Source organism: Streptococcus sp. OH4692_COT-348 (genome assembly GCF_003859975.1).
Classification (GTDB): domain Bacteria; phylum Bacillota; class Bacilli; order Lactobacillales; family Streptococcaceae; genus Streptococcus.
Genome location: NZ_RQZB01000005.1, coordinates 168,447 through 191,427 on the forward strand (window position 1 = coordinate 168,447; position 22,981 = coordinate 191,427).

The 22,981-nt window shown below is 39.6% G+C and carries 20 protein-coding genes and 1 pseudogene; 9 read left to right on the forward strand and 12 right to left on the reverse strand.

What is annotated here, in order from left to right; translation table 11 throughout:
* Positions 1-18 precede the first annotated feature (18 nt).
* Together pcrA and EII37_RS04295 are read right to left on the reverse strand one after the other, a co-directional pair.
* The gene (pcrA, locus tag EII37_RS04290; RefSeq protein ID WP_124787691.1) at positions 19-2,310 is read right to left on the reverse strand and encodes a DNA helicase PcrA; all 2,292 of its coding nucleotides are present in this window, start codon (positions 2,308-2,310) and stop codon (positions 19-21) included.
* 266 nt (positions 2,311-2,576) lie between these two features.
* Positions 2,577-4,247: a formate--tetrahydrofolate ligase gene (locus tag EII37_RS04295; RefSeq protein ID WP_124787692.1), complete on the reverse strand. Its 1,671-nt coding sequence runs from the start codon at positions 4,245-4,247 to the stop codon at positions 2,577-2,579.
* A 225-nt stretch (positions 4,248-4,472) separates the two neighbouring features.
* On the opposite strand from EII37_RS04295, the gene coaB reads away from it, so the two are divergent.
* The 5 genes from coaB to EII37_RS04320 all read left to right on the forward strand — a co-directional run bounded on the left by coaB (position 4,473) and on the right by EII37_RS04320 (position 7,505).
* A complete protein-coding gene (gene coaB / locus EII37_RS04300) occupies positions 4,473-5,162 on the forward strand; it encodes a phosphopantothenate--cysteine ligase (RefSeq protein ID WP_124787693.1) in 690 nt (229 codons plus the stop codon).
* A gap of 11 nt (positions 5,163-5,173) precedes the next feature.
* On the forward strand, positions 5,174-5,725 hold the full coding sequence (coaC, locus tag EII37_RS04305) for a phosphopantothenoylcysteine decarboxylase (RefSeq protein WP_124787694.1): 552 nt from the start codon (positions 5,174-5,176) through the stop codon (positions 5,723-5,725).
* Positions 5,709-6,272, forward strand: a complete 564-nt coding sequence (locus EII37_RS04310; protein ID WP_000747412.1) for an ECF transporter S component — start codon at positions 5,709-5,711, stop codon at positions 6,270-6,272. Before coaC ends, EII37_RS04310 begins: the two co-directional genes overlap by 17 nt.
* A gap of 178 nt (positions 6,273-6,450) precedes the next feature.
* Positions 6,451-6,978: an ECF transporter S component gene (locus EII37_RS04315; protein WP_070479028.1), complete on the forward strand. Its 528-nt coding sequence runs from the start codon at positions 6,451-6,453 to the stop codon at positions 6,976-6,978.
* Between the two features lie 11 nt (positions 6,979-6,989).
* On the forward strand, positions 6,990-7,505 hold the full coding sequence (locus tag EII37_RS04320) for a transcription repressor NadR (RefSeq protein WP_000159186.1): 516 nt from the start codon (positions 6,990-6,992) through the stop codon (positions 7,503-7,505).
* Here EII37_RS04320 and EII37_RS04325 read toward each other — a convergent pair.
* The 7 genes and pseudogenes from EII37_RS04325 to EII37_RS04355 all read right to left on the reverse strand — a co-directional run bounded on the left by EII37_RS04325 (position 7,502) and on the right by EII37_RS04355 (position 14,232).
* Positions 7,502-7,969 (reverse strand): 8-oxo-dGTP diphosphatase, encoded by a 468-nt coding sequence (locus EII37_RS04325; protein ID WP_000085593.1) that lies wholly within the window; start codon positions 7,967-7,969, stop codon positions 7,502-7,504. The two genes, EII37_RS04320 and EII37_RS04325, sit on opposite strands and share 4 nt — an antisense overlap.
* Before the next feature lie 72 nt (positions 7,970-8,041).
* Entirely contained in the window at positions 8,042-8,530 is a 489-nt protein-coding gene (locus EII37_RS04330) for a GNAT family N-acetyltransferase (protein ID WP_070479026.1), read from the reverse strand.
* 14 nt (positions 8,531-8,544) lie between these two features.
* Positions 8,545-9,171: an NAD(P)H-dependent oxidoreductase gene (locus tag EII37_RS04335; RefSeq protein ID WP_049487240.1), complete on the reverse strand. Its 627-nt coding sequence runs from the start codon at positions 9,169-9,171 to the stop codon at positions 8,545-8,547.
* Positions 9,172-9,180: 9 nt separating this feature from the next.
* Positions 9,181-9,267 (reverse strand): annotated as a pseudogene (locus EII37_RS11485) (UvrB/UvrC motif-containing protein); the annotation flags it as partial.
* A gap of 30 nt (positions 9,268-9,297) precedes the next feature.
* A complete protein-coding gene (locus tag EII37_RS04345) occupies positions 9,298-11,199 on the reverse strand; it encodes a DNA/RNA helicase domain-containing protein (protein WP_070479023.1) in 1,902 nt (633 codons plus the stop codon).
* Between the two features lie 14 nt (positions 11,200-11,213).
* Positions 11,214-13,202: an excinuclease ABC subunit UvrB gene (uvrB, locus tag EII37_RS04350; protein ID WP_124787695.1), complete on the reverse strand. Its 1,989-nt coding sequence runs from the start codon at positions 13,200-13,202 to the stop codon at positions 11,214-11,216.
* 76 nt (positions 13,203-13,278) lie between these two features.
* The gene (locus EII37_RS04355) at positions 13,279-14,232 is read right to left on the reverse strand and encodes a CPBP family intramembrane glutamic endopeptidase (RefSeq protein ID WP_124787696.1); all 954 of its coding nucleotides are present in this window, start codon (positions 14,230-14,232) and stop codon (positions 13,279-13,281) included.
* Positions 14,233-14,405: 173 nt separating this feature from the next.
* Between EII37_RS04355 and EII37_RS04360 the strand changes: the two genes are divergently transcribed.
* The 3 genes from EII37_RS04360 to zwf all read left to right on the forward strand — a co-directional run bounded on the left by EII37_RS04360 (position 14,406) and on the right by zwf (position 18,950).
* Positions 14,406-16,571: an ABC transporter substrate-binding protein/permease gene (locus tag EII37_RS04360; RefSeq protein ID WP_124787697.1), complete on the forward strand. Its 2,166-nt coding sequence runs from the start codon at positions 14,406-14,408 to the stop codon at positions 16,569-16,571.
* Complete coding sequence (locus tag EII37_RS04365) at positions 16,571-17,311, forward strand: amino acid ABC transporter ATP-binding protein (protein ID WP_124787698.1); 741 nt, start codon at positions 16,571-16,573, stop codon at positions 17,309-17,311. Before EII37_RS04360 ends, EII37_RS04365 begins: the two co-directional genes overlap by 1 nt.
* Before the next feature lie 151 nt (positions 17,312-17,462).
* Entirely contained in the window at positions 17,463-18,950 is a 1,488-nt protein-coding gene (zwf, locus tag EII37_RS04370; RefSeq protein ID WP_124787699.1) for a glucose-6-phosphate dehydrogenase, read from the forward strand.
* 45 nt (positions 18,951-18,995) lie between these two features.
* On the opposite strand, the gene ftsY is transcribed toward zwf, so the two are convergent.
* Genes ftsY through EII37_RS04385 form a run of 3 tightly spaced genes read right to left on the reverse strand, consistent with a single transcriptional unit; the run spans position 18,996 to position 21,862 of the window.
* Positions 18,996-20,249 (reverse strand): signal recognition particle-docking protein FtsY, encoded by a 1,254-nt coding sequence (ftsY, locus tag EII37_RS04375; RefSeq protein WP_124787700.1) that lies wholly within the window; start codon positions 20,247-20,249, stop codon positions 18,996-18,998.
* A 3-nt stretch (positions 20,250-20,252) separates the two neighbouring features.
* A complete protein-coding gene (locus EII37_RS04380) occupies positions 20,253-21,071 on the reverse strand; it encodes a Cof-type HAD-IIB family hydrolase (protein WP_124787701.1) in 819 nt (272 codons plus the stop codon).
* Complete coding sequence (locus tag EII37_RS04385) at positions 21,071-21,862, reverse strand: Cof-type HAD-IIB family hydrolase (RefSeq protein WP_124787702.1); 792 nt, start codon at positions 21,860-21,862, stop codon at positions 21,071-21,073. The genes EII37_RS04380 and EII37_RS04385 overlap by 1 nt, the downstream gene beginning before the upstream one ends.
* Positions 21,863-22,092: 230 nt before the next feature.
* Between EII37_RS04385 and EII37_RS04390 the strand changes: the two genes are divergently transcribed.
* Positions 22,093-22,788 (forward strand): VIT family protein, encoded by a 696-nt coding sequence (locus EII37_RS04390; RefSeq protein WP_124787703.1) that lies wholly within the window; start codon positions 22,093-22,095, stop codon positions 22,786-22,788.
* Positions 22,789-22,981 lie beyond the last annotated feature (193 nt).

Below are 22,981 nucleotides of genomic sequence, written 5' to 3' on the forward strand. Positions count from 1 at the left end.
CGTGAGAAGGATGGAAAATTATATTTTTTTCTCAATTGGGGCTACACTAGCCAAAAGTTTTTTCAAACCAACATCTGGGAAATTGATTTTTAATTCCTGAGTAGCTCCGTTACCTGAAACTTCCAGAACAGTTCCCTCTCCCCATTTCTTGTGGAGGGCAATGTCACCAATGGACCAACTAGTATCAGTTGAAGTTTCTTTCTCACCTGAAGCAAATTGTCCAAAAGGCAAAGCACTAGATTGGATAGATGTTGGAGAGGCATTTCGTTTACGATTCTGAAGTGCCTGTGCCAAGCTCATGCCTTGACCAAAAGCTACTCCACCACTGCTGTATGACGCCTTAAAGCTAGTGTTGGCTGGTCGAGCTAAACCTTGGTATTCAAGCAAGTCTGAACTAATTTCATTAATAAAACGTGTAGGGCGATTGTAGCTAGTACGACCAAAGAGTAAACGGGAATTAGCATTCGTTAGATAGAGAACCTTCTCAGCACGCGTAATTCCTACATAGGCCAGACGGCGTTCTTCTTCTAATTCATCTGGATCCTCAGCTGCACGACTAAGCGGGAAGACATTTTCTTCCATCCCAATCAAAAAGACAACTGGAAACTCGAGACCTTTAGCAGCATGTAGGGTCATCAAGGTTACTTCTGATGTCTCCTGACTACCTGAATCTGTGTCCGCAATCAAGGCCAAGTCATTTAAGAAACGACTCAATTTGTCCAAACCAGTTTCCTCTTCTGGCACATCAGAGGTGTCATCAAAGTTTTTAGTAACAGAAAGAAACTCTTCGATATTTTCTACCCGAGCCTTGCTTTCTAAGGTCGCTTGGGCATTAAGAATATCGACGTAACCTGTTTTTTCTAGAACCGCCTCAACCAACTCTGTAATAGTTAATTGGTCCAACTGCTCCCGCAAATCCAGAACCATATTAGCAAAATCCCAGATAGATTGGGCCGCCTTCCCCTTGATACCAGACAACATGATATTAGCTGAAGCATCTAGCATGGATATGTCTTGCATATTTGCAAAATCACGGATTTTCTCAACAGTTCCCGGGCCAATTCCACGTTTAGGCTCGTTGATAATACGCTCAAAACTAATATTGTCACTCAAATTGGCAATAAGGTTGAGGTAGGCAATAATATCACGAATTTCCTTACGGCTGTAGAACTTAGTTCCACCAACCATGGTATAAGGGATATTAGACTTGAGCAAGGCTTCCTCAATAGTACGAGACTGGGCGTTAGTACGATAGAGAACTGCAAAATCCTTGTGAAGGAAGTTTTGACTGCGACTAAGTTCATCGATGGTTCTGGCTACAAATACAGCCTCATCCAGCTCATCATCGGCACGATAGTAAACGATTTGCTCCCCATCAGCGTTTTGAGTCCAGAGATTTTTAGGACGGCGGTTTTTATTGTTTTTAATAACCTCATTGGCCGCTTGGAGAATTGTTTTGGTTGAGCGATAATTTTCCTCTAACAAAACAACCTTGGCTTGGGGATAATCTTTCTCAAAATCCAAAATATTCTGCATATCAGCACCTCGCCAACCGTAGATAGACTGATCCGCATCCCCAACAACACAGATATTTTTAAAACGGGAAGCCAAGAGTTTGACCAGTTGGTACTGAGCGTGGTTGGTATCTTGGTACTCATCAACATGGATGTATTGAAATTTCTGCTGGTAATAAGTCAAAACATCAGGATTTTGATCAAAGAGACGCAAGGTCAGCATAATCAAATCATCAAAGTCAACCGACTCCGACTGACGCAGTTCTTTCTGATAGGCTGTATAACACTGTGAAACGATTTGGGTGTACATATCACCTGCTTGAGCTGCATAGGCCACATCATCAATCAAGTCATTCTTGGCATTGGAAATAGTCCCTAAGATGCTTCGTTCATTCCATTTTTTCGGATCCAAGTTCAACTGCTTGAGAATGCGTTTCATGAGCGTTCGCTGCTCTCCTGGATCGACAATTGTAAAATTACGATTGTAGCCAATATGGTCCGCATCGCGACGCAAAATACGAACACACATGGAGTGGAAGGTCGCAATCAGACAGTCCTGAGTCGCTGGATTGAGGCTATAAGCACGCTCCTTCATCTCACGCGCAGCCTTGTTGGTAAAGGTAATGGCCAAGATATTCCAAGGATTGACTAGCTTTTCATCAATCAAATAAGCGATACGGTGGGTCAAAACTCGGGTCTTTCCAGAACCAGCCCCCGCCATGATCAACAAGGGACCTTCTGTCGTTTGCACCGCCTCAGCCTGACGGTCGTTCATTCCATTTAATAATGCGTTCATCTTCTCTTCCTTACTCTTGAAGTCAATATTTCTATTATATCAGAATTCAGGGAAAATATCTTTACCTAGACTGGTTGCGTGTAGAAGACGACTCCTTATATCTAGATAAAAAATGAGCTTGGATATTATTTCCAAACTCATTTTTTACTCAATGAAAATCGAAGTGCAAACTAGGAAGCTAGCCGCAGGCTGTACTTGAGTACGGCAAGGTGAAGCTGACGTGGTTTGAAGAGATTTTCGAAGAGTATAAAGTCAATTACAATATACTAGAACAAACCTAGGACAGTTCCATCACTTTCAACATCCATGTTGAGAGCTGCTGGACGTTTTGGTAGGCCTGGCATGGTCATGACATCGCCAGTTAAGGCAACGATAAAGCCTGCACCTAATTTTGGTACCAATTCACGAATGGTAATTTCAAAGTTTTCAGGTGCTCCAAGTGCATTTGGATTATCTGAGAAACTGTATTGAGTTTTAGCCATACAGATTGGCAATTTGTCCCAACCGTTTTGAACGATTTGAGCGATTTGTGTTTGAGCTTTCTTCTCAAAGTTCACTTTGCTACCACGGTAGATTTCAGTGACAATCTTTTCAATCTTTTCTTGGACAGAAAGGTCATTGTCATACAAACGTTTATAGTTAGCTGGGGTTTCAGCGATGGTTTTGACAACTGTTTCGGCAAGTGCTACTCCACCTTCTGCACCATCAGCCCAGACACTAGCCAATTCAACTGGTACATCGATTGAGTCACAAAGTTCTTTCAAGGCTGCAATTTCGGCTTCTGTATCAGATACAAATTCGTTAATAGCTACGACTGCAGGTACTCCAAATTTACGGATATTTTCAACGTGGCGTTTCAAGTTAGCAAAACCGGTACGCACTGCTTCTACATTTTCTTCTGTCAAAGCGTCTTTAGCCACACCGCCATTCATCTTAAGAGCACGAAGGGTTGCAACAATAACTACTGCATCTGGAAATGTTGGCAAGTTTGGTGTCTTAATATCAAGGAATTTCTCAGCACCAAGATCCGCACCAAAACCAGCTTCAGTAACTGTGTAATCAGCCAAGTGAAGGGCTGTTGTCGTTGCCAAGACAGAGTTACATCCATGAGCGATATTGGCAAATGGACCACCATGTACAAAGGCAGGTGTACCGTAAATTGTCTGAACTAGGTTCGGCTTAATAGCATCCTTCAAAATCAAAGCCAAGGCACCTTCAACCTGCAAATCACCAACAGAAACAGGTGTACGGTCATAGCGATAACCGATAACGATATTAGCCAGACGGCGTTTCAAGTCCTCGATGTCTGTTGCCAAGCAAAGAATTGCCATGATTTCGGAAGCGACGGTAATGTCAAAGCCATCCTCACGTGGAATACCATTTAGAGGACCACCAAGTCCAACGGTCACATGGCGAAGAGCACGGTCATTCAAGTCCACAACACGTTTCCAGAGGATACGACGTTGGTCAATTCCCAGCTCATTCCCTTGGTGCAAGTGGTTGTCAATCAAGGCAGAAAGCGCATTGTTGGCAGTTGTAATGGCATGCATGTCTCCAGTAAAGTGAAGGTTGATGTCTTCCATTGGTAGAACTTGGGCATAACCACCACCAGCCGCACCACCCTTAATACCCATTACTGGACCAAGAGATGGTTCGCGAATAGCAATCATGGTTTTCTTACCGATTTTGTTTAAGGCATCCGCAAGACCAATGGTAATGGTTGATTTTCCTTCACCTGCAGGTGTTGGATTGATAGCAGTAACCAAAATCAATTTCCCAACTGGATTGCTCTCAACTGCACGAATTTTATCAAAGCTGAGCTTAGCCTTGTACTTTCCATACAACTCCAAATCGTCGTAAGAAATTCCAAGTTTCTCTATAACATCAACGATTGGTTCCAACTCAATACTCTGTGCAATTTCAATATCTGTTTTCATTCAAAACTCCTCTAACCTCTTATATGATAATTCATTATAACACAAAACAAGATTTTTAACATCCTAAAACTCTCTAAACGTTCGTAAATATCCCTGTTTTTAAGGTTCTTAGAGTCCTTTCTTAAATTTTATATGGCTTTATAGTTTGAAACTATATTCTTTCCTTTTACCAAAATTTTATCACTTTCATTTTACTTACCGTTTATTTTTGTGTACAATAGTGCTATGAAAATTTTAGTTACATCGGGCGGTACCAGTGAAGCTATCGATAGCGTCCGCTCTATCACTAACCATTCTACAGGTCGCTTGGGCAAAATCATCACTGAAACCTTGCTTGCTGCAGGGCATGAAGTTTGTTTAATGACGACAAAACGAGCTGTGAAGCCAGAATCCCATCCCAACCTAACTATTCGAGAAGTTAACAATACAAACGACCTTCTTCTTGAAATGCAAGAACGTGTTAAGGACTATCAGGTTTTGATTCACTCAATGGCCGTATCTGATTACACTCCTGTCTATATGACAGGGCTGGAGGAAGTCCAAGCTAGTTCCAATCTAGAAGAATTTTTAAGCAAGCAGAATCATCAGGCTAAGATTTCTTCAACTGATGAGGTTCAGGTTTTGTTCCTTAAAAAGACACCCAAAATCATCTCTCTAGTCAAGGAATGGAATCCTGCTATTCATCTGATTGGTTTCAAACTGCTGGTTGATGTCTCTGAGGATTATCTCATCGAGATTGCCCGAAAAAGTCTTATCAAGAACCAAGCAGACTTAATCATTGCAAATGACCTCACTCAAATCTCAGCGAACCAGCATCGTGCTATCTTTGTTGAGAAAGATCAGCTTCAAACAGTCCAGACTAAAGAAGAAATTGCAAAACTCCTCCTTGAAAAAATTCAAGCCTATCATTCATAGAAAGGAAAGCTATGGCAAACATTCTCTTGGCTGTAACGGGCTCAATCGCCTCTTACAAGTCGGCAGATTTAGTCAGTTCTCTAATAAAACAAGGCCATCAAGTCACTGTCTTAATGACCCAGGCTGCTACAGAGTTTATCCAACCTTTGACACTACAGGTACTCTCACAGAATTACGTCCACTTGGATGTCATGAAAGAACCCTATCCTAATCAAGTCAATCATATCGAACTTGGAAAAAAAGCAGATTTATTTATCGTGGCCCCTGCAACAGCTAACACTATTGCAAAACTAGCCCACGGCTTTGCTGACAACATGGTAACTTGTATGGCTCTAGCCTTGCCAAGTCATATTCCCAAACTCATCGCACCTGCTATGAATACAAAGATGTATGAACATCCAGCAACTCAGGCTAATCTGAAAACATTAGAAAGCTACGGCTATCAGCTGATTGCTCCAAAAGAATCCCTACTAGCTTGTGGCGACCATGGACGAGGAGCCTTAGCCGACCTCACAATTATTTTAGAAAGAATAAAGGAAACTCTCGATGAAAAAACGCTCTAATATTGCACCCATTGCTATCTTTTTTGCAACCATGCTTGTGATTCATTTTCTAAGCTCGCTTATCTTTAACCTTTTTCCATTTCCAATCAAACCGACCATCGTTCATATTCCTGTCATCATTGCCAGCATTATTTACGGTCCACGCGTTGGTGTTACACTTGGTTTCTTGATGGGACTACTTAGCTTAACTGTTAACACGATTACAATTCTACCGACAAGCTACCTCTTCTCCCCATTTGTACCAAACGGAAACATCTACTCAGCTATTATTGCCATTGTCCCACGTATTTTGATTGGTTTAACTCCTTATCTGGTCTATAAACTAATGAAAAATAAAACTGGTCTGATTTTAGCTGGCGCCCTTGGTTCACTTACTAATACAGTCTTTGTACTTGGTGGAATTTTCTACCTTTTTGGAAATGTTTTTGATGGTAATATCCAAAAACTCCTAGCAACTGTTATCTCAACAAATTCAATTGCCGAATTAGTCATTTCCGCAGTTCTAACCCTAGCCATTGTTCCAAGACTACAAACTTTGAAAAAATAAAAACAATCTCCACTTTCATACTTGAGGGTGGAGATTTCGCTCTATATAGTTTTGATTTTTAGTGAAATGTTTACGAGTCTTTAATTAAAAAATGACCTATAAACCCAAGTAAATCCTTGCTTTATTGTCTTCTTTATAGTACTATACTAGTGTATATACAGTTAAAAAGGAGATTCTTATGAACACACGGAAAAAGACACAATTTATGACAATGACTGCCCTCTTAACGGCTATTGCGATTTTGATTCCAATTATTATGCCTTTTAAGATTGTCATTCCTCCTGCTTCTTACACTTTGGGGAGCCACATCGCTATTTTTATCGCCATGTTCTTGTCGCCCTTGATGGCTGTTTTTGTCATCCTGGCCTCTAGTTTTGGATTTTTGATGGCTGGCTATCCCATGGTTATCGTTTTTCGAGCTTTTTCCCATATCTTTTTTGGGACTTTGGGAGCTCTTTACCTACAAAAATTCCCCGAAACCCTTGATAAACCAAAATCTTCTTGGATATTTAACTTTGTTTTAGCGCTTATCCATGCCCTTGCTGAAGTATTAGCCTGTGTCCTTTTTTACGCAACTTCTGGTACCAATGTAGAAAATATGTTTTATGTTCTATTTGTGCTAGTTGGATTTGGTACAATTATACATAGTATGGTAGACTATACATTAGCACTAGCTGTCTATAAAGTGCTTCGAAAACGCCGTTAAAAGGAAAAGCTATGACAAAAGATCGCAAACAAGCCCTGCTCCAACTCTTGAAAGAAGCTCCTAAAGCCCTTAATGGCCAAAGTTTGGCGGAACATTTTCATGTCACACGTCAGGTCATTGTGCAGGACATTGCAATTTTGAGAGCCGATGGTGCTCCTATCCTATCCACTAATCGTGGCTACGTCTATAAGCAAATTGATACCAATCCTTATGTCCATAAACTTTTCAAGGTGAAACATGAAGTTGAAGAAATCGGTCAAGAACTCCTTGCTATCGTCGATAATGGAGGACGTGTCCAGAATACTTTGATTGACCATCCCGTTTATGGAGAAATTGAAACCTTGCTTAAACTGTCTTGCCGCAGAGATGTTCAACATTTTCTAGAACAAGTCGAACATTCTGATTTTAGACCTTTATCTGAATTAACAGATGGTGTCCATTACCACCTAGTCGAAGCCGAAACACAACAAGACCTCCACTATATCGAGGAGGCCTTGGATCAGCTAGGTTATTTAGTAAAAGACTAGAAGATTTTCTTTTCCCAATCGTCTTCTGTACGGCGAGGGTAGAAAAATTCAGATTTGTCCGATGCTTCCATCATCTCCATCAAAGGTAGCATATCATAGGCCAGATCCAAGTTTGGAATCTGGTCTTTTTGCACCCAAGAAACTTCTCCTTCATCTGAAGAGCGAAGGGTACCAGAGAACTCAGTTGCCTTATAACAAACGACAATATAGCGCCCACCTGTATCTAGTGGCCAATTTTTAATGCCGACAAGTTGAGGATTTTGGATAGTCAACCCTGTTTCTTCATAGATTTCACGAATGACAGACTCTGCGAAAGATTCGCCATTTTCTACATGGCCTCCTGGAAAGGCATAACCGGACCAGCGATTAGTTTCAGGAGCGCGATACTGCATCACCACGCGCTGAGCTTCGAGATCTTCAATCAGACAAATATTTGTTAAAATCGTTAATTGTGCTCGAGACATAAATTTACTCACTTTCTAATTTATTAAATTTTTAGACTTGGTACCAGTACCATTAGCTTCTACTTTTTAAAATTATTTAGAATAGAATACCATCCGTTTTTCCTTTATGGGCTTTCCAAGTTCAAGTATCTTTTCTTGTTCATCAAAAGTAAAGCCCATTTTTTGATAGAAAGCAATTGCGCGCTTATTATCTTTCAATACCCATAAGAAAATTTCAGAAAAATGATTAAGAGCAATCAAAGCTGCTTTTATTAACTTTTGTGCAATACCTTTTCCATAATAGTCTTTTAAAACATATAAAGCAATAATTTCACCAGCTTGAATAGTCTCATCACGAAAGTTACCATAACTGATAAAACCAACCACCTTCATGCCATCCATCGCGATCAATGTATTTTCTGGATATTTTTGACTAAAGAATCGACATCTTTCTAGTGTCATCGTCTCCTGAAATTCTGCAGGCAAAAGGCCATCATAAGCCTCTCTCCACGTCTGCCAGTGAACGAGGGACTTACCTTCTATTTCTTCAGGAGTTTCCATTGATTTGATAATAACCGTCATTTATTTTCTTCTCCTTAATTCAACACCCTGACTTCCTTTGCTACTTTTTGTAGAAATTTTTGTCTTGTTGAACTTGTATTTACTTCACGGCCTAACTCTCCCAAGATTGAAACCCTCTTTGTTTTTATGCCACAGTGATTCAATACAGCATTCTTTAATACTGATATTCCATAACTGTCTGGAATGTTAATCGGACCTGAAAATACTTTGTACCACCAAGTTGGTGCCATGGAGGTTGCATAGATACTAGCTGTTTTTCCTTTTAGTAATTTTTTGAACTGTTTACCTCTCAAGTAGTTCAAAATAAAGCTTCCACGATTATTTGCGGAGTATGCAATGCCTGGCGTAAAAACACGATCAATCCACCCCTTCAATAGACTAGGCATGCTACTCCACCAAATAGGATAAACAAAAATGAAATGATCTGCCCACTGGATTAATTCTTGAGAGCGTAGAATAAACGGATTGTCCTCCATTCTTTGTCGATAACCATAACGTAAAACAGGATCAAACTCTTCCTCATTAAGATTAATCACTTCAAGTTCATGTCTCTTTGAGTCTATACTTTCTACAATCGTTTGAAAAATTGCTTGACAGTAGCTTTCTTTATCAGGATGTCCATTAATAACTAAAATATTCATAAAATTCCCCTAATCCAAGGCCTTCACTTCCAGCATCATATCACGAATCTGGGCTGCTAGTTCAAAGTCAAGCACTTCGACGGCTTCTTGCATTTGTTAAAAATCAATATACTATTTCACAATCAATTAATTTTCGTCAGCCAGAAATATTTTGAGTAAAAACTCTCTTAATTTGTCATCTTCAACGTAAACCATTTGACCGTAAACAGCTCTCGTCAATAAGATATAATATGCATTTTTTACAAACTCATCAATTTGATCAACACCTTTTTTAGCAGCTGTATCGAAAGAATTATCTTTATTTACTTTTATACATTTTTCTTTCTCATCTAGATAGATATCTTTGCCAATATAAATAGATGCGAAATCTATATCAAAACCATGAATATCATAAACATTTCCAACTTCTGTTGATTTATTTGCATAATTTCTAAACTTTTCTCCATCCATACTCCATTTTAATGAATCTCCATTGGAATTAATTTTTATGAATTCATAATCATTTGCTTTTTTTACAGGTTTGCAGTATCCGGCCAAACAAAGTGATTTCTTTTCAGGAAATCTAAATTGCTTCTCTGATACATATTTTACCCATTCCTCTATATTTGAGGCAATCCTAAAATAGTCTACTTCTCCTATTTTATTTTTATAATCATTTATGAATTTATCATCTAATTTTTTATGGTAGATACCTAATAATTCTTTAATAAAAGTAACTAATTCCTCTGCAAATTTTTCAGATTTACCATTTAAAATTCTTAGTTGCGCTTCCAATGTATATTCACAAATATTATCTTTATCTATTTCTGGTTCTTTTAATTGTTCTTTTTCTTTATTCTTATCTTTATCATTAAATATTTCTTTAATATCAATACCATCAACTTTTCTTAAACGTTGGGAGTCATCATAAGAAATTATTAGATGTGATTTAGTAAATTTCTTTTTGATAAAATGTAAAACGGAAGGGTATTTTAATCCCTTAATTTTTTCTTCAGTTGTGTACTCTTTTTCCTTTCCGATAATTTCATTTAATCTTTTTAGAATATCCGTATCATTTTTTGCTCCTGTGGGATAAACTAACCCTTCAATTAATCTAGTTGTTCTTTGTGCCTCATCAATAATAATATAATCGTACTCAGTATTAGTTTCTGATAATTGATTAAAAGTAACAATGTCAATGCCATTATCATCAGGTTTCAATCCGTAACTTGTTAAAATTTTTTTAAAACGATCTCTATGTGTATTTTTTACAAAAACTGCAATTTTGCTTTCTTTGTTTTTCAATTTTAAACGAGCAATAAGATGTAATAATAGTACGGTCTTCCCAGTTCCAGCCCCACCTTTAATAAGATGAATGTGCTTATCATTTGCTTCTAAAATATTATTTAAAATAGAATTTTGATTTTTTGTAAGTTCAAAGAATGGACTTTCTGCAAACAAACTTGAAGTTACTCGCTTTAAATTTGGTTTATCATCAATTAATTTATTTTCCTGTAAAAATTTAAGAATATTATTGATTACATCTTTTTCAACAACTTCTCTTAATGCTTGATATTTTCCAGATTCATTACCTCTATCTTTGTTTGCAAGTAATTTACCAACGTAACCATCTTCTTTATTCATGTTTACAAAATTTAAAAAATTAAATTCCTCTACAAAAGTTAAAATTAAAAGTTTTTCAATATAGTTTAAGTTTTGAGATATATTCTCTCCATAAAAAGCTATATACTCACCATTTATAAATTCTTTAAAACGTTCATAATTTTCTTTTTTTAACTTTTCACTATGCTCTTTAGTTCTCCTACTCACATCAATAGTCTGACCTATATAATAAAACCTTCGTCCATCACTTTGAATAGGGGATATATAAATATAAATCAAAGGAAAATCCGATAGTGCTCTAAAATCTTCATCAGGAATCTCAGGAATTATATTTTCATCGAGCTTTGTGTGAACATAATTAAATATGGAATCGTTTTTTGGATATTGACCCCAGCATGGAAATTTATTATTTTCTATATTTGTCATTCGTTCTCTCCTATCTAATCCAACGCCTTGACTTCCAGCATCATATCACGGATCTGAGCTGCTAGTTCAAAGTCAAGCACTTCGACGGCTTCTTGCATTTGTTTTTCTAGTTTCTTGACAAGTTCTCTGCGTTCTTGTTTGTTGAGGCTATTGATATCAACTTCCTTGTCTTCTTCCTTAGCAACTGCCTTGGTCACAGCAATCAGGTCACGGATTTCTTTCTTGATTGTCTGAGGCACGATACCATGCTCTTCATTATAAGCCATCTGGATTTTGCGACGACGGGCCGTTTCATCCATAGCACGTTGCATAGACTGAGTCATCGTGTCCGCATACATGATGACATGCCCTTCGCTGTTACGGGCGGCACGTCCAATGGTCTGGATGAGTCCACGTTCGTTACGAAGGAAACCTTCCTTGTCAGCATCGAGAATAGCTACTAGGCTCACTTCAGGAACGTCAATTCCTTCACGGAGCAGGTTGATTCCGACCAAGACATCAAAGACACCCAAGCGCAGGTCACGGATAATCTCCGTCCGTTCCAAAGTCTTGATATCTGAGTGCATGTACTTAACCTTGATGCCCATTTCTTTAAAGTAGTCGGTTAAATCCTCTGCCATTTTCTTAGTCAAAGTGGTGATAAAGGTTCGTTCATTCTTTTCAACACGGGCATTGATTTCACCTAGGAGGTCATCAATCTGTCCCATTGTCGGACGGACTTCCACTTCAGGATCCAAAAGCCCCGTCGGACGAATGATTTGCTCAATCACGGTCTCGGTCTGTTCATTTTCGTAGTCGCCTGGTGTCGCTGAAACGTAAACAATCTGATGGACATGGCTTTCAAATTCTTCACGACGGAGAGGACGATTGTCCAAGGCAGACGGCAAGCGGAAACCATAATTAACCAGCATTTCTTTACGCGAACGGTCTCCATTGTACATACCCTTGATCTGCCCCATGGTCATGTGGCTCTCGTCAATCATGATTAAGAAATCATCTGGGAAGAAGTCGAGAAGCGTATAAGGAGGCTCTCCTTCACTCCGTCCATCCATGTGGCGTGAATAGTTTTCAACCCCGTTGGTATAGCCCATCTCACGCAGCATTTCAATATCATACTCTGTCCGCTGCTTCAAACGCTGAGCTTCAAGTAATTTGCCTTCCTTCTCAAAGACAGCTAGTTGCTCTTCTAATTCGCCCTGAATTTTAGCAATGGCAACTTCCATATGGTCGTCATTGGTCACAAAGTGAGTCGCAGGGAAAATCGCCAAATGATCCACTTCTCCCAAGACCTGACCTGTCAAAGCCTCCACTTCACGAATACGGTCAATTTCGTCTCCAAAGAATTCTACTCGAAAGGCGTGTTCATCACGAGATGCTGGGAAAATCTCCACCACATCCCCACGCACACGAAATCTTCCCCGTTGGAAATCAATATCATTTCGCTCAAACTGGATGTCAACTAAGTCATTCAAGAGTTTATCACGAGAAATCTCTAGACCAGGACGGAGACTCACGACACTATCAGCGTATTCCTTGGGCGAACCCAGACCATAGATACAAGAGACTGAGGCCACGACAATAACATCATTACGCTCCAAAAGGGCTGAAGTCGCTGAGTGTCGGAGTTTGTCAATCTCGTCATTGACAGAGCTGTCCTTTTCAATATAGGTATCACTGGAAGGGACATAGGCCTCAGGTTGGTAATAATCATAGTAAGACACAAAGTACTCAACGGCATTTTCAGGGAAAAATTCCTTAAACTCCCCATAGAGCTGCCCTGCTAGAGTTTTATTGTGGGCAATGACCAGAGTGGGTTTATTGACTTTGGAAATAACCTGACTCATGGTATAGGTCTTCCCTGTACCAGTCGCCCCCATCAGAATCTGAGCTTTTTCTCCCCCCTCGATATTATCAACCAACTGCTCAATAGCTTGAGGTTGGTCTCCTGATGGTTGATATTTTGATACTAGTTTAAATTGATTATCTGTAATACGATTGATCATAAGAATCCTCTCTCCATGTGCTATTCCTATTTTAGCATACTTATAGTATTTTCACGAAGAAAAGGACGGACCTGAGTCACATCCTTTCATTTTCTTTCTTTAATTGATGAGCGAGATAGAAAATCAAAAGTAACAAGACTAAACTTGTCATGATAGAACCTTCTATCCCAAAAGCCCCACCTGATAGCCAGCCTTGATCTCCTTGTGGTAAAAAGGTCATCAGAGACGTTCCTGACGGTTGACCACTAACTAAAATCCCAAAGAGATTGCCCTGAGCAAAATTCCAAGCCCCATGAATACCTGCAACACCCCAAACTGTATCGGTTTTGAGAAGGTAAAGAGACATGGCAACTCCAAATAAGAAGAGATTCACTAGAGATAGAGGTGTTAGACCAGAATTGCCCATATGAAGCAGGGTAAAAAGTATGCTAGATATGACAACAGCAAGTTTTAGATTAGTTCTTGAGGCCAATTGAGGAAGGAGCCAAGCACGGGCCACCACTTCTTCTGTTGTCCCCTGTAAAATCCAAAATGGGATAGTAAAGACAACAAAGAAAAACGAATAAGGATTCAAGCGAATGGACTCCAAACGATATTGCCCTAAGGCCACCAAACCTAACAAGGTCAGAAGAAAAAGTGCCAGACCTATACCAAATCCTATAAGAAGATTGCTGAGGAAATTTTCTTTATAAAATCCTAAAGTTCGAATAGGTCTTTTCTCAACTTTTCTAGTCCATCTAAACACAGTGTTGAGAACGAAACCAAAGGCCAGCAATTCTAAAATTAAACGAAAGTCACTTGTTTTATCCGTCAAGCTCTGCTGCAAGGTCTGCAAGTAGCTTGCAAGATTTTGACCAGCCTCTCCAAAATTTCTAGCAAGTCCGATGAGAGCTAACAAACTAATACCGTACAGAGTATAAGCCACAAACTCTCCTATGAAGACAAAAGCAAAGGCTAACAAGGGACTTGTGTAAATGTTTAAACTCATTTTTGAAGCTTGGAAGTCATTAAATATTCTTTTGTTCTTCATATCCCTGTCCTCTTTTCTTCTATTATATACTATTATTATAGCACTTTATAGTAGCAATTCAAGAAAGAAACAAAGGGCTTTTATGTTATATCTTCTAACATGAAAGCCCCTAGATTTGCATTTTTTAGTTTTTTCTGATATAATGGGAAAACATTCGGAAAAGGAGACTAAAAATGAAGAAAAAATTTCTAGCATTTTTGCTAATTTTATTCCCAATTTTCTCATTAGGTATTGCAAAAGCTGAGACGATTAAGATTGTGTCTGATACCGCCTATGCACCTTTTGAGTTTAAAGATTCAGATCAAACTTATAAAGGAATTGATGTTGACATTATCAACAAAGTCGCTGAGATTAAAGGATGGAACATTCAGATGTCCTATCCTGGATTTGACGCGGCGGTCAATGCGGTTCAAGCTGGTCAAGCTGACGCTATCATGGCAGGAATGACAAAGACGAAAGAACGTGAAAAAGTTTTTACCATGTCTGATACTTACTATGACACAAAAGTTGTCATTGCAACTACAAAGGCACACAAGATTAGTAAATATGACCAATTAACTGGCAAAACCGTTGGTGTTAAAAACGGAACTGCTGCTCAACGTTTTCTTGAAACAATCAAAGATAAATACGGCTTTACTATTAAAACATTTGACACTAGTGATTTGATGAACAACAGCTTGACTGCTGGTGCCATAGATGCCATGATGGATGACAAACCTGTTATCGAATATGCCATCAACCAAGGTCAAGACCTCCATATTGAAATGGATGGGGAAGCTGTAGGAAGTTTTGCTTTCGGTGTGAAAAAAGGAAGCAAATACGAGCACCTGGTTACTGAATTTAACCAAGCCTTGGCTGAAATGAAAAAAGATGGTAGTCTTGATAAAATCATCAAGAAATGGACTGCATCATCATCTTCAGCAGTGCCAACTACAACTACTCTTGCAGGCTTAAAAGCCATTCCTGTTAAAGCTAAATATATCATTGCCAGCGATTCTTCTTTTGCACCTTTTGTTTTCCAAAATTCAAGCAACCAATACACTGGTATTGATATGGACTTGATTAAGGCAATCGCTAAAGACCAAGGTTTTGAAATTGAAATTACCAATCCTGGTTTCGATGCTGCTATCAGTGCTGTCCAAGCTGGTCAAGCTGATGGTATCATTGCTGGTATGTCTGTCACAGATGCTCGTAAGGCAACTTTTGACTTCTCAGAATCATACTACACTGCTAATACTATCCTTGGTGTCAAAGAATCAAGCACCATTGCTTCTTATGAAGATTTGAAAGGGAAGACAGTCGGTGTTAAAAACGGAACTGCTTCTCAAACCTTCCTAACAGAAAATCAAAGCAAATACGGTTACAAAATCAAAACCTTCGCTGATGGTTCTTCAATGTATGATAGTTTAAACACTGGAGCCATCGATGCTGTTATGGATGATGAGCCTGTTCTCAAATATTCTATCAGCCAAGGTCAAAAATTGAAAACTCCAATCGCTGGAACTCCAATCGGTGAAACAGCCTTTGCCGTTAAAAAAGGAGCAAATCCAGAATTGATCCAAATGTTCAACAATGGACTTGCAAACCTTAAAGCAAACGGAGAATTCCAAAAGATTCTTGATAAATACCTAGCTAGCGAATCTTCATCTGCATCAACAAGCACTGTTGACGAAACAACTATCTGGGGCTTGCTTCAAAACAACTATAAACAACTCCTTAGCGGGCTTGGTATCACTCTTGCTCTAGCTCTTATCTCATTTGCTATTGCCATTGTTATCGGGATTATCTTCGGTATGTTTAGTGTCAGTCCGTATAAATCTCTTCGTGTGATCTCTGAGATTTTCGTTGATGTTATCCGTGGTATTCCTTTGATGATTCTTGCAGCCTTCATCTTCTGGGGAATTCCAAACTTCATCGAGTCTATCACAGGCCAACAAAGCCCAATTAACGACTTTGTAGCTGGTACTATTGCCCTCTCACTCAATGCAGCGGCTTATATCGCTGAAATCGTTCGTGGTGGTATTCAGGCCGTTCCAGTTGGCCAAATGGAAGCCAGCCGAAGCTTGGGTATCTCTTATGGAAAAACCATGCGTAAGATTATCCTGCCACAAGCAACTAAATTGATGTTGCCAAACTTTGTTAACCAATTCGTTATCGCTCTTAAAGATACAACTATCGTATCTGCTATCGGTTTGGTTGAACTCTTCCAAACTGGTAAGATTATCATCGCCCGTAACTACCAAAGTTTCAAGATGTATGCAATCCTTGCTATCTTCTATCTTGTAATTATCACACTTTTGACTAGACTAGCGAAACGCTTAGAAAAGAGGATTCGTTAATGGCAAAATTAAAAATTGATGTAAATGATTTACATAAGTATTATGGAAAAAATGAGGTTTTAAAAGGAATCACGACTAAATTCTATGAAGGAGATGTTGTTTGTATTATCGGTCCTTCAGGTTCTGGTAAGTCAACCTTCCTCCGTAGCCTCAATCTTCTAGAAGAAGTCACTAGCGGTCACATCACTGTGAACGGTTATGATTTAACTGAAAAAACTACTAACGTTGACCATGTCCGTGAAAATATCGGAATGGTTTTCCAACACTTCAACCTCTTCCCACACATGTCTGTATTGGACAACATTACCTTTGCTCCTATTGAGCACAAGTTGATGACTAAGGAAGAAGCTGAGAAATTGGGAATGGAATTGCTTGAAAAGGTTGGGTTAGCAGATAAAGCCAATGCTAACCCAGATAGCCTATCAGGTGGTCAAAAACAACGTGTGGCCATCGCTCGTGGACTAGCAATGAATCCAGACATCATGCTCTTTGATGAACCAACTTCTGCCCTTGACCCTGAGATGGTCGGAGACGTACTAAACGTTATGAAGGAATTGGCTGAGCAAGGTATGACCATGATTATCGTAACCCATGAGATGGGATTTGCCCGTCAGGTTGCCAACCGCGTTATCTTTACCGCAGATGGTGAATTCCTAGAAGACGGAACACCTGATCAAATCTTTGATAACCCACAACACCCACGTCTGAAAGAGTTCTTGGACAAGGTCTTAAACGTCTAATACTCAAACTGTAAGGATTTCCTTGCAGTTTTTTTCTATCTCGTATTGGATTTTTTGATTTTTCGGAAAATTATGTTAGAATTAAGTTTATGAAATGAGATTTCCTCATACCTAGCAAGACTAGGAATAAAAATAGAAATTAGGTAGCTAGATGTCATCTAAGGTTATTGTTACAATTTTCGGTGCGAGTGGAGACCTGGCTAAACGCAAGCTCTACCCTTCCCTATTTAGACTATATAAATCCGGCAATCTTTCCGAGCACTTTGCTGTCATTGGAACTGCCCGTCGTCCTTGGAGCAAGGAATATTTTGAATCTGTTGTAGTCGAATCTATCCTTGATTTGGCAGATAGTACCGAACAGGCTCAGGAGTTCGCTAGCCACTTTTACTATCAAAGCCATGATGTCAATGATACAGAACACTACATTGCTTTGCGTCAATTGCAGGCTGAATTAAATGACAAGTACCAAGCTGGACACAACAAGCTCTTCTTCTTGTCTATGGCTCCTCAATTCTTTGGAACTATTGCTAAGCACCTCAAGTCTGAAAACATTGTAGACGGTAAAGGTTTTGAACGTTTAATCGTTGAGAAGCCATTTGGTACAGATTACGCAACTGCAAGCAAGTTGAATGACGAACTCCTAGCAACATTTGACGAAGAACAAATTTTCCGTATTGATCATTATCTTGGTAAAGAAATGATTCAAAGCATCTTTGCGGTTCGTTTTGCTAACATGATTTTTGAGAATGTTTGGAACCGTGAGCATATTGATAATGTACAAATTACCTTTGCTGAACGCTTGGGTGTTGAAGAACGCGGTGGCTACTATGATGAATCAGGAGCCCTCCGCGACATGGTACAAAACCATACTTTGCAACTGCTTTCGCTCCTCGCCATGGATAAGCCAGCAAGCTTCACAAAAGACGAGATTCGTGCTGAAAAGATTAAGGTCTTTAAAAACCTCTATCATCCAACTGATGAAGAGCTTAAAGAACACTTTATCCGTGGCCAATACCGTTCTGGTAAGATTGATGGCATGAAGTATATCTCTTACCGTAGCGAGCCAAATGTAAATCCAGAATCAACAACTGAAACCTTTGCATCTGGTGCCTTCTTCGTGGACAGCGATCGCTTCCGTGGTGTTCCTTTCTTCTTCCGTACTGGTAAACGTCTGACTGAAAAAGGAACTCATGTCAACATCGTCTTTAAACAAATGGACTCTATCTTTGGAGAACCACTTGCTCCAAACATTTTAACCATCTATATCCAACCAACAGAAGGCTTCTCTCTTAGCCTAAATGGTAAGCAGGTGGGAGAAGAATTCAACTTGGCTCCTAACTCACTTGATTACCGTACAGATGCGACCGCAACTGGTGCTTCTCCAGAACCATACGAAAAATTGATCTATGATGTCTTAAATAATAACTCAACTAACTTTAGCCACTGGGATGAGGTTGGTGCGTCATGGAAATTGATTGACCGTATCGAAGAACTCTGGGCTGAAAATGGTGCCCCACTTCATGACTATAAAGCTGGAAGCATGGGACCTCAAGCAAGCTTTGACCTGCTTGAGAAATATGGTGCCAAATGGACTTGGCAGCCAGACATCGCCTATCGTCAAGATGGTCGTTTAGAATAAAAAAATTTCCTGCAAGTTTGTGTCTTGCAGGATTTTTGTTTCTGATTAGATTAAGCCTTCCAAGAGACCTTTCATAAAGTTTTCTGAGTTAAATTCTCCAATATCATCGATTTTTTCACCAAAACCAATCAATTTTACAGGAATATTGAGTTCTTCACGGATGGCTAGAACAACACCACCTCGAGCAGTTCCATCAATCTTAGTCAAGACAATTCCTGTCAAAGGGGTAATTTTTGAAAATTCTTTGGCCTGTACCAGGGCATTTTGACCTGTTGATGCATCAAGAGCCAAGAAAGTTTCATGTGGCGCTTCTGGCACAACACGTTTGATGATACGACCAATCTTTTCCAACTCAGCCATGAGGTTATCTTTGTTTTGCAGACGACCAGCGGTGTCAATCATAAGAATATCGATACCTTCAGCTACGGCAAGTTCCATTCCATCAAAGACTACACTGGCTGGGTCAGCTTTTTCAGGTCCAGTTACAACTGGAACGTCAACACGACGACCCCATTCAGCAAGCTGGGCTACTGCCCCCGCACGGAAGGTATCTGCCGCAACCAACATAACCTTCTTACCTGCTTGTTTGTAGCGATGAGCTAGTTTCCCGATAGAAGTTGTTTTCCCAACACCATTCACACCAACAAAGAGCATGACTGTCAAGCCATCTTGGAAGTGGATTCTTTCATCGTAGTTACCATCCTTTTCATAAAGCTCAACCAATTTCTCAATGATGACACGGCGAAGTGCGTCCGGTTTCTTGGCGTTTTCAAGCTTGGCTTCGTAGCGTAACTCCTCTGTTAAGTTAGAAGCGACTTGGACACCAACGTCACTCATGATAAGCAGTTCTTCCAATTCCTCGAAGAATTCTTCGTCAACAGAGCGGAAATTTGCAAAGAAAGCATTCAAGCGAGCACCGAATCCTGTACGAGTTTTCTTAAGACTGCGGTCATATTTTTCCTGAACAGTTTCTTCTACCTGAGGCCTTTCTGCTTCAAGCACTTCAGAACTATTTTCTTCTACAGTCTCTACGAGCTCAGTTGTGACTTCTTCTGAGTTTTGCAATACTTCGACTTCTTCTTGATGAACCTCTACATCTGGCTCTGAATCCAGACTTTCTTCAACTGTGTCTTGATTTTCCTCTTCTTCGAGCTCAGCTTCTTCTTGAAGAATTCCCTCAGCTTCTGTAAGAGAAGACTCAACATCTTCAGACAAATCAAGATTTTCCAGAGCTTCTTTTACAACTTCTTCGATTTTAGGCTCTTCTTTTTTTCCGAATAGACGGTCAAATAATCCCATATCTTAGTTCTCCTTTAGCACATATTCTTCGATAGCCCAAGCGACAGCCTCTTCATCATTGGTCATTGGCGTCACTACATTTGCGACTGCCTTGACTTCAGGAACAGCGTTTTGCATGGCAACACCGAGCCCTGCCCACTCAATCATAGAGAGGTCATTGGCCTCGTCACCACATGCCATGACTTGGCTTTGGTCGATTCCTAGATGGCTGATTAGTTTTGCCAAACCTGTTGCTTTATGAACATTCTTTGGTGACCACTCTAGCAACATTTCACGTGATTTAAAGATTTCATATTGGTCGAACAATTCTGGAGAAATCTTCTGAATAGCTGCATCCAAGGGTTCTTGAGCAAAGGCAGTCACGCACTTATTGTAGGTCATCTGACTAGATAAGTCTTCAAAGTCCACTGGAACAAAAGTCAATGCTGGATTGAATTTGGCATAAAGACTTTCTTGGTCCGATTGGATTTGATAAACAGTTCCTTCTGAGATTGCATCAAGAGGCAGTGATAATTTCTCTGTTTCTTCATACAAGCGTGCCACATCATCATATGAAAAGACTGTTTTATCAAGGATTTCACCTGTATTTTTCTGAACTAAACCTCCATTAAAGGTAATCGTATACTCATCTTCATGGCCGTCAGTCCCTAGCTCATGGAGAAAGAAATCCATAGCTTTTAAAGGGCGACCAGTTGTCAATACGATCTTGATACCACGATCACGCGCAGCTTTCAAGGTTGCCTTGGTGCGATCCGTCAGCCTTTTATCAGTAGTCAGCAAGGTACCGTCCAAGTCCAATGCAATCAATTTTATATCTGCCATTATAAGCCCTCCATATAAGCTATAACCGACTGGTCCTTATGGTGACCAATCACTGTCTCTGCTAATTCTAAAATTTCAGGTCGTGCATTTTCAGGAGCTACAGGATGTCCTACAACCTGCATCATATGCAAGTCATTTAGATTGTCTCCAAAAGCCATAACCTGATCCATTGTGATACCAAGTTTTTTAGCTAATTCAACAATAGCCACTCCCTTATCGACATAGTCCAGAACAATATCAATGGATTCAAAACCAGTTGTCATAGCCTTAACACCAGGTACATGTTCATTGACCCAAGCCTCTCCAGCTTCCAGAGTTTCTTCTGTGAAGTTGGTTGTAAATTTGAAAATGTCATCTGTGATATCTTCCAGACCGGCTACTTTTTGGATATTTTCATTATAATGCTGACTCTCTTTCAAATAGGTTTCATCAACCGTATCTAGTACATAAGAACCCTTCTTACCTGTCAAAAGTAATTTATTGACATCTACATAAGGTGACGTTTGTAGCTTTTCAAAAGTCGTCAAATAAAACTCACGAGACATAGTCGCTTCATACAAGTCTTGACCTTGATACTCTACTAAACTGCCATTTTCAGCGATGAAAATAATGTCATCACGAACATCAGCAAATAATTTTTCTAAGGATAGAAATCCTCGACCCGAAGCCACTGCAAAGTAAATCCCTTTTTCCTTGTAGGAAGCTAAGAGAGACTTGAGGCGGTCCATATCAAAGCGTCCATTCCCATCTAGGAAGGTTCCGTCCATATCCGTTGCTACTAGTTTAATCATAAAATCTTTCTTACTCCGATTAGTAAATCTACCTCCTATTATACCATAGATAACTAGAAAAAGGACTAGTCTATCAGCTTTGCTTCTCTTTTATCCTTCTCTACTAGCTAGTCGTGTTTCTAACTTTTAAAAAAGCTCGTAAAATTAAAATCGTGCAACTTTTTTCAGATACTTTTAAAAGATTGATTTCATTATCTGTTTCCTTTATACTGGATAAAAAGGAGATTAGTATGTCAGAAACAAATCACGAAATTGATTCAAATTTTGCAGGTCGTTTAAATATCCTGCGTGCGGGTGTTCTTGGTGCTAATGATGGAATTATTTCCATTGCTGGTGTGGTTATCGGGGTTGCCAGTGCTACGAGCAATATCTGGATTATCTTTTTATCAGGATTTGCGGCTATCTTAGCAGGTGCCTTTTCAATGGCTGGCGGAGAATATGTATCCGTTTCAACTCAAAAAGATACTGAGGAAGCAGCTGTTGCGCGAGAAAAACTCTTGCTAGACCAAGATTTGGAGCTAGCCAAAAAGTCCCTCTATGCTGCCTATATCCAAAATGGAGAATGCGAAACCTCTGCCCAGCTCTTGACAAATAAGGCCTTTCTTAAAAATCCACTCAAGGCTTTGGTAGAGGAAAAATATGGAATTGAGTATGAAGAATTTACCAATCCTTGGCACGCTGCCATTTCTAGCTTTATTGCCTTTTTCCTTGGTAGCTTACCACCTATGCTTTCAATTACCATTTTCCCAAGTGATTACCGCATTCCTGCTACTGTCCTTATCGTCGGTGTGGCCCTTCTTCTCACTGGCTACACAAGTGCCAAACTTGGAAAAGCCCCAACCAAAACAGCTATGATTCGAAACCTAGCTATTGGTCTCTTGACCATGGGAGTTACCTTCTTACTCGGTCAACTTTTCAGCATTTAATACTCTTCGAAAATCTCTTCAAACTACGTCAGCTTCGCCTTGCCGTATATATGGTTACTGACTTCGTCAGTTCTATCCGCAACCTCAAAACAGTGTTTTGAGCTGACTTCGTCAGTTCTATCTACAACCTCAAAGCAGTGCTTTGAGCAACCTGCGGCTAGCTTCCTAGTTTGCTCTTTGATTTTCATTGAGT

What these genes read in the sequence shown, in the direction of transcription:
- EII37_RS04335 (WP_049487240.1), bottom strand. Translation starts at nt 9,171, where the DNA reads ATGAATATTTTAGTTATTAATGGACATCCTGATAAAGAAAGCTACTGT.
- pcrA (WP_124787691.1), bottom strand. Translation starts at nt 2,310, where the DNA reads ATGAACGCATTATTAAATGGAATGAACGACCGTCAGGCTGAGGCGGTG.
- EII37_RS04310 (WP_000747412.1), top strand. Translation starts at nt 5,709, where the DNA reads ATGAAAAAACGCTCTAATATTGCACCCATTGCTATCTTTTTTGCAACC.
- ftsY (WP_124787700.1), bottom strand. Translation starts at nt 20,249, where the DNA reads ATGGGATTATTTGACCGTCTATTCGGAAAAAAAGAAGAGCCTAAAATC.
- EII37_RS04355 (WP_124787696.1), bottom strand. Translation starts at nt 14,232, where the DNA reads ATGAAGAACAAAAGAATATTTAATGACTTCCAAGCTTCAAAAATGAGT.
- coaC (WP_124787694.1), top strand. Translation starts at nt 5,174, where the DNA reads ATGGCAAACATTCTCTTGGCTGTAACGGGCTCAATCGCCTCTTACAAG.
- EII37_RS04365 (WP_124787698.1), top strand. Translation starts at nt 16,571, where the DNA reads ATGGCAAAATTAAAAATTGATGTAAATGATTTACATAAGTATTATGGA.
- zwf (WP_124787699.1), top strand. Translation starts at nt 17,463, where the DNA reads ATGTCATCTAAGGTTATTGTTACAATTTTCGGTGCGAGTGGAGACCTG.
- uvrB (WP_124787695.1), bottom strand. Translation starts at nt 13,202, where the DNA reads ATGATCAATCGTATTACAGATAATCAATTTAAACTAGTATCAAAATAT.
- EII37_RS04320 (WP_000159186.1), top strand. Translation starts at nt 6,990, where the DNA reads ATGACAAAAGATCGCAAACAAGCCCTGCTCCAACTCTTGAAAGAAGCT.
- EII37_RS04345 (WP_070479023.1), bottom strand. Translation starts at nt 11,199, where the DNA reads ATGACAAATATAGAAAATAATAAATTTCCATGCTGGGGTCAATATCCA.
- EII37_RS04385 (WP_124787702.1), bottom strand. Translation starts at nt 21,862, where the DNA reads ATGATTAAACTAGTAGCAACGGATATGGACGGAACCTTCCTAGATGGG.
- EII37_RS04360 (WP_124787697.1), top strand. Translation starts at nt 14,406, where the DNA reads ATGAAGAAAAAATTTCTAGCATTTTTGCTAATTTTATTCCCAATTTTC.
- EII37_RS04325 (WP_000085593.1), bottom strand. Translation starts at nt 7,969, where the DNA reads ATGTCTCGAGCACAATTAACGATTTTAACAAATATTTGTCTGATTGAA.
- EII37_RS04330 (WP_070479026.1), bottom strand. Translation starts at nt 8,530, where the DNA reads ATGACGGTTATTATCAAATCAATGGAAACTCCTGAAGAAATAGAAGGT.
- EII37_RS04380 (WP_124787701.1), bottom strand. Translation starts at nt 21,071, where the DNA reads ATGGCAGATATAAAATTGATTGCATTGGACTTGGACGGTACCTTGCTG.
- EII37_RS04315 (WP_070479028.1), top strand. Translation starts at nt 6,451, where the DNA reads ATGAACACACGGAAAAAGACACAATTTATGACAATGACTGCCCTCTTA.
- EII37_RS04295 (WP_124787692.1), bottom strand. Translation starts at nt 4,247, where the DNA reads ATGAAAACAGATATTGAAATTGCACAGAGTATTGAGTTGGAACCAATC.
- EII37_RS04390 (WP_124787703.1), top strand. Translation starts at nt 22,093, where the DNA reads ATGTCAGAAACAAATCACGAAATTGATTCAAATTTTGCAGGTCGTTTA.
- coaB (WP_124787693.1), top strand. Translation starts at nt 4,473, where the DNA reads ATGAAAATTTTAGTTACATCGGGCGGTACCAGTGAAGCTATCGATAGC.